We start from the raw sequence: 2,913 nt of genomic DNA, 5'->3' as shown, positions 1-2,913 counted from the left end.
ATGCTTGAAGCCATGGCCGGGATCGGACTTCCCGGCACGCAGGACCCCAATCTCGATACGGTGAAGCTTCGCCAGGCGGCTTCGCTGGCCAATCAGGTCGACGGCCCGGAACGGCTGACGCTGTTCCTGGCGGAAGCGTTCAAGGCGCCGGTACAGATCAAGGAGTTCATCTCCGCCTGGATAACAGTACCAACCGGTCTCCAGACCCGTCTTGCAAAGGCCTTTGCAGGGCTCGGCAAGGGCGCGACGATCGGCCCACGCGTTTTCAGCCGCCAAAGCAGGATCGAACTGCGTGTCGGCCCGCTGGGGTATGAGGAGTTCAAGGCGTTCCTGCCTGGCGGCGAGCGGCTCAAGCTGTTCAAGCAGGCCGTTCGCGACATGGTCGGGGAGTCGCTCGACGTCGATCTGCGCATCGTGCTTGCGCGTGAAGCCGTACCGCCGCCCCAAATCGGAGCGGTTCGGCTCGGGCGGACCGCCTGGCTTGCGCGACCCATCGAAAGGGGCGATGCTGACGACATGCGGCTGCGGACAATCGTCGGATGGCGGCCGGAAATGACGGGGGTCGCGGCATGAGCCTGCTGCTGACACTGGAGCAAGGGCCACGCACCCAGGCGGTGCGGCAGGCCCGGCTTGACGAGGGTGAGCTGGTGATCGGCCGCAGCGCGGACGCGGGTTGGCAGATCAACGATCCCGACATGTTCGTTTCAAGGGCACATTGCAAGATCTCTGGCGGGCGAGATGGATATTTCGTCACCGACACGTCGAGCAGCGGATTGTTCATAAACGACTCCGACAGCCCGCTCGGTGCCGGCAAGTCGACGCGCCTTCAAAGTGGCATGCGGCTGAGATTGGGCGACTACGTCGTCCATGTCGACCTGCAAACGCCAGCCACTCAAGCACCAGCGGCCGGCCAGCCGGTTTCGGAACGCGCGCCGCCAGCATCCCGGGCCCCGGTGAGCATCGGTCGCGATGACTTCTTTTCCGCCAAGGTCGAAGAAGAGCCGCGACGGCCACGTCCGGCCGATCTGCCGAACCCTTTCGAGCAGCCGGTTGCGGGTGCATTCGAACGTGCCAACTCCGACCAGCGCCACTCGGCCGCTTTCGATGACCCGTTCAGCCTCGATCCGGTTTCGACGCCGGTGTCGAAAAATCCCGCCCCTTATCGCGAACCGGGCGGCGCGGCGAGCCAAGCGGACCCGTTCAGCCTCGACGCGGTACCGTCCCCCGACCGCGCAGCCCAAGCCGCCCGTGACAAGCCGTCCGGAACCCATGATGACTTTGCTTTCGGACCAGCCGCCACGCTCAGTTCGGCGAACGGCGCCAGTTCGATCGAACAGCGCGAGCGCATCGCCCAGCGATCCCAATCAGCCAATCCCTGGGATTTGCCGGTGCAGCCCGCAGCTACCCCTGCTTCACCACGTGTGGGTGCTGCTCCCAAAGCCGCCCCGGCGCTGGGTGCGGCGCGGCCGGAGGAGATGGCGCTTCGCGCCGCATTCCTGCATGGCATGGGTGTCGAGGAAGCCGATTTCCCCGGACGCGACAGCATCGCGGAAATGGAGAAGTTCGGTCGCGAATACCGGATGATGATGGAAGGCCTGATGCAGCTTCTGCGCAAGCGGGCCGAGGAAAAGGGAAACGCGCGCGTCGCGCAGACCATGGTCGGGGCCTCCGAAGTCAATCCGCTCAAGTTCCTGCCGACCGTCGACGACGCCATCATAACGCTTATCGCTGAGCGCAGCCCAGGATTTCTCGGCGGTGAAGCGGCAATCACCGATGCGGTGCGCGATCTCGCGCAACATCACGTACGCGCCTGGCGAGGCATACAGACCGCCATGCGGCGGATGATCGACCGTTTTGACCCGGTAGTGATCGAGGAAGAGCTGAAATCGAATTCCGCGATCGGAACCCTTCTCTCTGGGGGGCGGGGCGCCAAGCTGTGGGAACTTTACCAGAAGCGCCATCGTGAAATCGCCGAGAGTGCTGAAAAGAGCTTCCTTGGCGAAATCGGCGCTGATTTTCGAGATGCATATGAGGAGGAGTGAGAGATGATTGATCGACGTGAATTTGTTGTTGCCTTGGGCGCGACAGGGTTGCTTGCGGCTTGCCAGAGTGGTCCGCCGAAACCATCGGTGATCACCGTCAACGTAAACGGCGGTGCTGGCATGAACCCGGGACCAGGCGGCGGCGACCGGCCGGTAACGATCCTGGTGATGCGGCTGAAAAGCACCGGCAAATTCAATTCCGCCGACTATTTCGCGCTGCAGGGGGATGCCGGCACGGCGCTGGCGGGCGATCTCATCGGATCCGACCAGATTTCCGTCGGGCCGGGAAAATCCGCATCCAAAACCATCACGGTCGAGCCGGACGCGACGGCGCTGGGCTTTGTTGCTCTGATCCGCGAGCCCGGCGGCCGGAACTGGCGGACAACTAAGTCGGTGTCGTCGGGATCGAAATTCACGATCAACGTCACGCTTGGCAGCGGCGGCATTTCCGCCTAGCGGCAAAGGGCAAGGGGAGCTCGATGCAGAGAGTAGCGGCATGAGCAATGCAAACAGGGTGCTATGGTCCGAAGGGCTTTTCCTGCGGACCCAGCATTTCCAGCAGCAGGATCGCTTTTTCGAGGCGACGGTGCGCGGCGCGTTGCAGGCCGGGCAATTGCATACGTTCGGTTTCCAACAGCTGACGCTGGACCAGGCGTTGCTGGAAGCCGGCCAGATCTCGATCCTGTCCGCGCGGGGCATCTTTCCGGATGGGACACCTTTTTCCATCCCGGACATGATGGACGCGCCGCGACCGCTGCCGGTCACCCCTGACACGGGCGCCGGACCGGTGCTGATCGCCTTGCCGCTGGAGCCTCCGGGCGGTGTCGGCTTCGATCCGGCACACGCTGCCGCCTCGGGTGCGCGATATCAT

General features: G+C 63.8%; 4 protein-coding genes. All 4 read left to right on the top strand.

From position 1 onward, the window contains the following. On the top strand, nucleotides 1-573 hold a 573-nt coding region (tssG, locus tag EN991_RS30465), incomplete at its 5' end, for a type VI secretion system baseplate subunit TssG (RefSeq protein WP_127370135.1). Beyond that, complete coding sequence (gene tagH, locus EN991_RS30460) at nucleotides 570-2,042, top strand: type VI secretion system-associated FHA domain protein TagH (protein WP_027163186.1); 1,473 nt, start codon at nucleotides 570-572, stop codon at nucleotides 2,040-2,042. The genes tssG and tagH, both read left to right, overlap by 4 nt. A 3-nt stretch (nucleotides 2,043-2,045) precedes the next feature. Continuing rightward, nucleotides 2,046-2,498, top strand: coding sequence for a type VI secretion system lipoprotein TssJ (tssJ, locus tag EN991_RS30455; RefSeq protein WP_024504481.1), 453 nt, complete (start codon nucleotides 2,046-2,048; stop codon nucleotides 2,496-2,498). Between the two features lie 40 nt (nucleotides 2,499-2,538). Further along, nucleotides 2,539-2,913 (top strand): type VI secretion system baseplate subunit TssK (gene tssK, locus EN991_RS30450; RefSeq protein ID WP_164769479.1); only part of this gene is annotated, 375 nt, incomplete at its 3' end.

The sequence above is a fragment of the Mesorhizobium sp. M7A.F.Ca.US.005.03.2.1 genome, from assembly GCF_003997795.1.
Classification (GTDB): domain Bacteria; phylum Pseudomonadota; class Alphaproteobacteria; order Rhizobiales; family Rhizobiaceae; genus Mesorhizobium; species Mesorhizobium ciceri.
This window is presented reverse-complemented; position numbering and strand designations above follow the sequence as displayed.